Annotated in this window: 4 protein-coding genes and 1 pseudogene; all 5 read left to right on the forward strand. The window is 45.7% G+C overall.

Going from position 1 to position 8,417, the window contains the following annotated elements:
- Positions 1–24 precede the first annotated feature (24 nt).
- Positions 25–3,684 (forward strand): DNA-directed RNA polymerase subunit beta, encoded by a 3,660-nt coding sequence (locus tag ACEW8F_RS13405; protein WP_373483976.1) that lies wholly within the window; start codon positions 25–27, stop codon positions 3,682–3,684.
- A gap of 33 nt (positions 3,685–3,717) precedes the next feature.
- Positions 3,718–7,392, forward strand: coding sequence for a DNA-directed RNA polymerase subunit beta' (gene rpoC / locus ACEW8F_RS13410; protein WP_373483974.1), 3,675 nt, complete (start codon positions 3,718–3,720; stop codon positions 7,390–7,392).
- 80 nt (positions 7,393–7,472) lie between these two features.
- Entirely contained in the window at positions 7,473–7,712 is a 240-nt protein-coding gene (locus ACEW8F_RS13415) for a L7Ae/L30e/S12e/Gadd45 family ribosomal protein (RefSeq protein WP_373483975.1), read from the forward strand.
- A gap of 103 nt (positions 7,713–7,815) precedes the next feature.
- On the forward strand, positions 7,816–8,190 hold the full coding sequence (rpsL, locus tag ACEW8F_RS13420; protein ID WP_304887212.1) for a 30S ribosomal protein S12: 375 nt from the start codon (positions 7,816–7,818) through the stop codon (positions 8,188–8,190).
- A gap of 139 nt (positions 8,191–8,329) precedes the next feature.
- Positions 8,330–8,417: pseudogene (locus tag ACEW8F_RS13425) on the forward strand (30S ribosomal protein S7); the annotation flags it as partial.

Raw genomic sequence — 8,417 nt, forward strand, 5'->3', positions numbered from 1 at the left:
TGCGAGGGGTGATATTGGATGGTAATGTTGCATCCTGAAAAAGATGGTTTAAGAACACGCCAAAGCTTTTCTAAAATCAAAGAAGTTATTGAAATGCCGAACCTGATTGAGGTTCAGAAAGATTCATACAACTGGTTTATTCAAAAAGGACTCCAAGAGGTTTTTGATGATATTGATAAAATCGAAGACTACACTGGAAATCTGGTTTTAGAATTTGTGGATTATTCCATAGAGGGAAAACCGAAGTATTCAGTGGAGGAGTGTAAAGAGAGGGATCAAACCTACTTTATACCGCTAAAAGTAACAGTTCGTTTAATAAATAAGGAAAAGAACGAAGTTAAAGAGCAAAAGGTTTATATGGCCGATTTGCATAAAATGACCGATACCGGAACCTTCATTGTCAATGGAGCGGAACGGGTTATCGTCAGCCAGCTGGTGCGATCACCAGGGGCATATTTTTCCTTGAGCCGCGATAAACTGGGTAAGAAATTGTTCTCAGCCCAGGTTATTCCTAACCGTGGTGCCTGGTTGGAATATGAAACAGATTCCAATGACATCATGTACGTTAAAATTGACCGAACCCGTAAATTACCCATCACCGCGCTGATTCGCGCCCTGGGGATGGGAACCAATCAGGAAATTCTTGATTTTTACGGCGACGACTACCGACTCATCGAAACGATCAAAAAAGATGAAAACAACAATATGAAATCAACCCGGGATGGTTTGATCGAGATTTATAAACGCTTAAGACCCGGCGAGCCACCAACCGTGGAAAGCGCCCAATCTCTGCTTAATTCGATGTTCTTTGACGATCGTCGCTATGACCTGGCCAAGGTCGGCCGTCATAAATACAACAAGAAATTATCGCTGGCCACCCGGATCGCTGGCCAACGGGCTGCCAATACCGTGGTTAATCCAGAAACCGGTGAAGTCTACGTTGAAGAGAACGAAATCATCTCCATCGAGATAGCCACCGATATTCAGAATACCGGGATTAATGTCGTTGATGTCAAGGTCGAAGATAAAGTCGTCCGGGTCATCGGAAACGGTTTTGTTGACATCAATGCCCAGGATCTACCCTTTGATATCAGTGATCTGGACATCACCGAAAATGTCTGTTTTGAAGTGTTAAAAGAGATTTTAGAATCAGACATGACCGATGAAGAAAAGAAAAAATCGATTAAAAAGCGAATGGATGAGCTGGTACCCAAGCATGTGCTGATCTCTGACCTGCACGCCTCGATCTCTTATATTATTGGTCTTGACTATGACATCGGCGCCATCGATGATATTGACCATTTAGGCAATCGTCGTCTGCGTTCAGTGGGCGAGCTTCTGCAAAATCAGTTCCGGATCGGGTTATCCCGGATGGAACGGGTGGTCCGGGAACGAATGTCAGTCCAGGACGATGAAATTTTAACGCCGCAAGGGTTAATCAATACCCGTCCGGTCAACGCCGCTTTAAAAGAATTCTTCGGTAGCTCCCAGCTGTCGCAGTTTATGGATCAGACCAACCCCTTGGCGGAACTGACGCATAAGCGACGTTTATCGGCATTGGGACCAGGCGGGTTAAGCCGTGAGCGGGCCGGGTTTGAGGTTCGCGATGTGCACCATAGCCATTATGGCCGGATGTGTCCGATTGAAACCCCTGAAGGTCCGAACATCGGACTGATCGGATCGCTTAGTACCTACGCCCGGGTCAATGAATATGGCTTCATTGAAGCCCCTTATCGGAAGGTCTATGATGGCGTCGTCACTGATGAAATTCATTATCTGGCCGCTGATGAAGAAGGTCGATACACCATTGCTCAGGCCAATGAACCGCTGGATGATGACAATCGCTTTGCCCGTAAACAGGTAACCGGCCGGGCCGGCAGCAAACGGGATTTTGTTTTGATTGCCCCAGATCGGGTGGATTACATGGATATTTCGCCAAAACAGATCGTTTCGGTCGCGACATCGCTGATTCCGTTCCTTGAAAATGATGATGCCAACCGGGCCCTGATGGGTGCCAACATGCAACGTCAGGCCGTGCCACTGCTGATTCCGAAAGCCCCGGTTATCGGTACTGGGATGGAACACAAGGCCGCCAAGGATTCCGGTGTCTGTGTGATTGCCAGAAATGCTGGAACCATCGAACGGGTGGAGGCATCAGCCATTCACATCCGCACCGATAACGGCGAGCTTGATAAGTACACCTTACTTAAGTTTAAACGCTCCAACCAGGGTACCTGTATGAACCATAAACCGTTGGTCAATAAAGGACAATATGTCCAGGCTGGAGAAATCATCGCTGATGGTCCTTCCACCGAAATGGGTGAACTGGCACTGGGCCGAAATATTCTCATGGGCTTTATGACCTGGGAAGGTTACAACTACGAGGATGCGATCCTGATCAATGAAAAACTGTTAAAAGAAGATGTCTTTACATCGATCCATATTGAAGAATTCGAAGCCGAAGCCCGGGAAACCAAACTGGGACCGGAAGAAATCACCCGGGATATCCCCAATGTCAGCGAAGATGCATTGAAGAACCTGGATGAACGGGGAATTATCTTTGTCGGTGCCGAGGTTAAATCGGATGACATTCTGGTTGGAAAGGTCACACCAAAGGGTGAAACCGACCTGTCTGCTGAAGAAAAACTGCTCCGCGCCATCTTTGGCGAAAAAGCCCGGGAAATCCGGGATACCTCACTAAAAGTTCCGCATGGAGAATCCGGGATTGTCCTGGATGTTAAGGTCTTCTCAAGAGAAAATAAAGATGAAGATTTAAAACCGGGGGTTAATACCCTGGTACGCGTTCTGATCGCGGTTAAACGTAAAATTTCTGTCGGTGATAAAATGGCTGGTCGTCATGGTAACAAAGGGGTAATTTCCCGAATTTTGCCGGAAGAAGATATGCCGTTTATGCCAGACGGAACCGCGCTGGAGATTGTTCTTAATCCGCTGGGGGTTCCTTCGCGAATGAACATTGGTCAGGTATTGGAAGTCCATCTGGGACTGGCGATGCGAACCATCGGCTGGCATATTGCCACCCCGGTTTTTGATCCCGCTAATGAACAGGATATTATGGATCTGTTAGTCCAGGCCAATCTGCCGGAAGACGGTAAGATCCAACTTTACGATGGCCGCAGTGGCGAGCCTTTTGATAATAAGGTAACTGTCGGTTATATGTATATTTTAAAACTTCACCATTTGGTTGATGATAAAATGCATGCCCGTTCAACTGGACCCTACTCCTTAGTTACTCAGCAGCCTTTGGGTGGTAAAGCTCAATTTGGCGGCCAGCGTTTTGGAGAAATGGAAGTTTGGGCCCTGGAAGCCTATGGCGCCGCCCATACCCTGCAGGAAATCTTGACGATCAAGTCAGATGACGTGGTCGGCCGGGTTAAAGCCTACGAAGCCATTGTCAAAGGCGAAAATATTCCTAAACCAGGGATACCAGAGTCATTCAAGGTACTGATGAAAGAATTCCAGAGTTTAGGTCTGGATGTGAACATTCTCAATGATCAGGAAATGATTAAATTGCTTGATGATGAGATGGATGAACGGGATCCTTTGGAAGAACTGGCGATTGAAATTGGCAGTACTGAAATTTCCGAAGCTGGCGATGACGTGAAATTGGAAGACAGCTTCCAGATTAAGAGCATTGATGATGACGAAGACGACATATTATTATAAGAATAAATTTATTAAAGAAGGGAGCGAAGCCATTTGTTAAACGAGGAATTCACCTTCAAATCCTTACAAATCGGATTGGCCTCATCTGAAAAAATCAGAGAGTGGTCACGTGGAGAAGTAAAAAAACCGGAAACCATTAATTATAGAACCCTGAAACCAGAAAAAGAGGGGTTGTTCTGTGAGAAAATTTTTGGACCGCAGAAAGACTGGGAATGTAACTGTGGTAAATACAAGCGTATTCGTCATAAAGGCATTGTCTGTGAAAACTGTGGGGTTGAAGTAACAAAGGCTAAGGTCAGACGGGAGCGGATGGGGCATATTGAACTGGCCTCTCCGGTTTCGCATATCTGGTATTTCAAAGGAATTCCCAGTCGAATGGGACTGATCCTGGAAATGTCTCCCAGAAATCTGGAAAAAATTATTTATTTTGCCGCCTATGTGGTTACCGATCCGGGCGAAAGTAATTTTGATTTCAAACAGATCCTCACCGAAGCAGAATATAAAGAAGCGAAAAGTCAGTTTGGCAATAAGTTTACTGCCAGCATCGGTGCCGAAGCGATTCAGGAATTATTGAAACTGGTTGACCTGGATCAGGAATCAGCCGTACTGAAGGAAGAACTCAAAGGCAGTTCAGGTCAGAAAAAAATTCGGGTGGCCCGACGTCTGGAAGCCGTCGAAGCCTTCAGAAATTCCAGTAACCGTCCGGAATGGATGATTCTGGAAACCATCCCGGTTATTCCGCCGGAATTGCGGCCGATGGTCCAATTAGACGGGGGTCGTTTTGCCACCTCGGATCTGAATGATCTGTATCGACGGGTAATTAACCGAAACAACCGCTTGTTAAAACTGCTGGAACTGGATGCTCCGGATATCATCGTTCAAAATGAAAAACGGATGCTCCAGGAAGCCGTCGATGCACTGATTGACAATGGTCGCCGCGGCCGCGCCGTCACCGGCCCGGGTAACCGTCCCTTTAAATCGCTTAGTGATATGCTTAAGGGTAAACAGGGTCGTTTTCGGCAGAACCTTTTGGGGAAACGGGTTGACTACTCCGGCCGTTCGGTTATCGTTGTCGGACCGGATCTGAAAATGTTCCAATGTGGACTCCCGAAAGAGATGGCAATTGAATTATTCAAACCATTTGTAATGCGGGAACTGGTTGGTCGCAACCTGTCGCAAAACATTAAAAGTGCCAAAAAAATGGTCGAAAAACTGGATCCGATGGTCTGGGATGTACTGGAAGATGTTATTCAGGAACATCCGGTGCTGTTAAACCGGGCACCGACCCTTCATCGTCTGGGTATTCAGGCCTTTGAACCGATTCTGGTTGAAGGTAAGGCGATCAAACTCCATCCGCTGGTATGTACCGCCTACAATGCCGATTTTGATGGCGATCAGATGGCTGTCCATGTACCCTTATCAGTAGAAGCTCAGGCAGAAGCCCGCTTCCTGATGCTGGCGTCCAATAATATTCTTAAACCGCAAGATGGAACGGCGGTTGTTGCTCCAACCCAGGATATGATCTTAGGTACCTATTACATGACCATCTATAAGAAAGATGGCAAAGGCACAAATAGTGTCTTCCGTGATCTGGACGAAATGGAAATGGCTTACTTCAATAAAGAGGTCGAGCTTCATTCCCAGGTTAAGGTGCGAATTACCAAAGAAATTGATGGCGAAGAAATGACCCGTTTAGTCGATGGGACCGTGGGCCGGTTTATTTTTAATACCATTATTCCTCAGGAACTGGGTTTTGTTAAACGTGACACCATCGAAGAAAAATTTGCCTTAGAAGTTGACCGACAGGTTAATAAAAAAGTATTGTCGGAAATTGTTGAACGCTGCTATAAAACATATGGACCCACCAAAACATCCGAAGTATTGGATGAAATTAAACGCTTAGGTTTTAAATTCTCAACCAGAGGTGCGATTACCGTTGGGGTTAGTGATATGGAAGTTCCTAAAAACAAAGAGGAAATCCTGGCTCGCGCCGATGACAAGATCACTGAAAATATGAACCTCTATCGTCAAGGTTTTATCAGTGATGATGAACGTTACAACAACGTTGTCGAGATCTGGAACAAAGCCACCGACGAGGTCACCGAGGCGCTGTTAGATCACCTTGAAGATCTGAATCCAATTAACATGATGGCGGATTCCGGGGCCCGAGGTAGTAAGAACCAGATCCGGCAGCTGGCCGGGATGCGTGGTCTGATGGCCAACCCAAGTGGTCGCATCATCGAACTGCCAATTCGCTCCAACTTCCGTGAAGGGCTAAATGTATTGGAGTTTTTCTCCTCTACCCATGGGGCCCGAAAAGGTCTGGCGGATACCGCTCTGCGAACCGCCGATTCCGGTTACCTGACCCGACGTCTGGTTGACGTCAGCCAGGATGTAATTGTCCGTGAGGATGATTGCGGCACCACCCGGGGCTACGAAGTATCAACCATTAATGATCACGGCGAAATTATTGAAACCCTCCAGGAACGATTGGTGGGCCGCTATGCTTTTGAAGATATTACTGATCCCAAAACAGGAGAAATATTGGCTCCGGCCAATGAGATCATCTCCACTGAAATGGCTCAGAACATTGATAAAGCCGGCATTGAAAAAGTATTAATCCGGGCGGCGTTTAATTGTCAGTCCAAATATGGGGTCTGTAAGACTTGCTATGGGGTGGATTTAACCACCTGGCGACCGGTTGAAATCGGCGAAGCGGTTGGTATTATCGCCGCCCAGTCCATCGGTGAACCGGGTACCCAGCTGACCATGCGTACCTTCCATACTGGCGGGGTTGCCTCAGCTGATGATATCACCCAGGGTTTGCCCCGTATTGAAGAGCTTTTTGAAGCCCGGAAACCAAAAGGTCAGGCGATTATTTCAGAAATTGACGGTCGCGTGGAAATACAGGATACCCAAAAGAAAACCGAAGCCGTTGTTACCGGAGCTGATGGAGATATGAAGGTCTACCTCATTCCCTACGGCTCGCGACTGCGGGTTCACACTGGTGATCAGGTTATTGCCGGGGATGAAATTACCGAAGGTTCGATTAACCCCAGTGATATTTTAAGGATTCAGGGAATTGACCATGTTCAACAATATTTACTTCAGGAAGTACAGAAAGTTTACCGGATGCAGGGGGTACACATTGGCGACAAGCATTTGGAAGTTATTATCCGCCAAATGCTTAGAAAAGTTAAGATTGAAAACCCTGGTGACACGGCCTTACTGGCCGGCAGCTTAGTGGATATCTTTAATTTTGAAGATGAAAACAAAGCGGCCCGGGAAGCAGGCGCAGAAGAAGCCACCGCCAGTCGGGAACTTTTGGGAATCACCAAAGCTTCTTTAGCAACTGACTCATTCTTATCAGCAGCATCCTTCCAGGAAACCACCCGGGTCCTGACCGACGCCGCCATTAAAGGCAAGGTCGACCCACTGATTGGACTTAAAGAAAATGTTATTATCGGACAATTGGTGCCAGCTGGTACCGGTGTGAAGATGTACGGTGACATTGATCTGGTTTATGAACGGGAAGAGGAAGATGTTTACGAAGATATGATCGAAGAAGACTCTGTTATCGAATCTCTGGACATTGTTTTTGATGATGATATTTTAAACGCCTATGTTGAAGAAGAACAGGAAGAAACAGAAGATGCTATTATTACCGATCTGGATATCTTCGACCTAGATTTCTTAACCAAAGAATAATTCTTGACATTTTTGACTCAAACATGTATAGTTATTAGGTGTGTTTAGAGAAATACATGAACAGCAAGAAGGAGGAACCCATGAATCAATTTGTTGATTTTTCAAAAGTGATTGGAATGAAACAAACTCTTAAGGCTGTGAAAGAAGGCAAAGCAATCAAAGTCATATTGGCAGAAGATACCGATGAAAGTATCAAAAAAAGCATTGTCGAATGCTGTGATAACCATCAGATCACGGTTGAACGGGTTGAAACCAAGGTGGGACTCGGAAAAGCCGGCGGGATAGATCGGGCTGCAGCCGTCATTGCCATTATAAAATAATCCGAATCGGGGTTGTCTATGAGGCAGCCCTGGTTCCATCACAAGTCATTAATAATCGTTTCGGTTATTGATATATTAATATTAAAAGGAGGTGCAGGACTAAATGCCTACAATTAATCAGCTTGTAAAAAAAGGAAGAAAACGCATGGTAGAAAAAACAAAAACTCCAGCGTTGAAAGCAAACCCTCAAAAAAGAGGCGTATGTACAGCAGTTAGAACATCCACACCAAAGAAACCAAACTCGGCGCTAAGAAAAATCGCCAGAGTTCGTCTCGTTAACGGAATGGAAGTAACAGCTTATATTCCCGGTGTTGGCCACAATTTACAGGAACATAGTATTGTTCTTATTAAAGGTGGACGTGTCAAGGATTTACCAGGGGTTCGTTACAAAATTATCCGTGGTGCGCTTGATACCGCTGGTGTTGACGCTCGTAGACAAGCTCGATCCAAATACGGGGCTAAAAAGCCTAAAAAGTAGTAGTGCATAGTGCTGCATATTCAAGCGCTCGTATAAAATAGATCGAGACCAAATATATGTTAGAGACGCTATACGCACAACAACGTAACGTTGGATGTCGAGTACCGATGAACATAAAAATGTTAAGGAGGGAAGTAAAGTGCCTAGAAAAGGACCTGTTCCAAAAAGAGAAGTTTTACCTGATCCTATTTACGGAGATATTGTTGTAACAAAGTTAGTTAACAATA

The organism is Acetobacterium sp., assembly GCF_041752335.1.
GTDB lineage: Bacteria > Bacillota > Clostridia > Eubacteriales > Eubacteriaceae > Acetobacterium.

What these genes read in the sequence shown, in the direction of transcription:
- ACEW8F_RS13405 (WP_373483976.1), top strand. Translation starts at nt 25, where the DNA reads ATGTTGCATCCTGAAAAAGATGGTTTAAGAACACGCCAAAGCTTTTCT.
- ACEW8F_RS13415 (WP_373483975.1), top strand. Translation starts at nt 7,473, where the DNA reads ATGAATCAATTTGTTGATTTTTCAAAAGTGATTGGAATGAAACAAACT.
- rpsL (WP_304887212.1), top strand. Translation starts at nt 7,816, where the DNA reads ATGCCTACAATTAATCAGCTTGTAAAAAAAGGAAGAAAACGCATGGTA.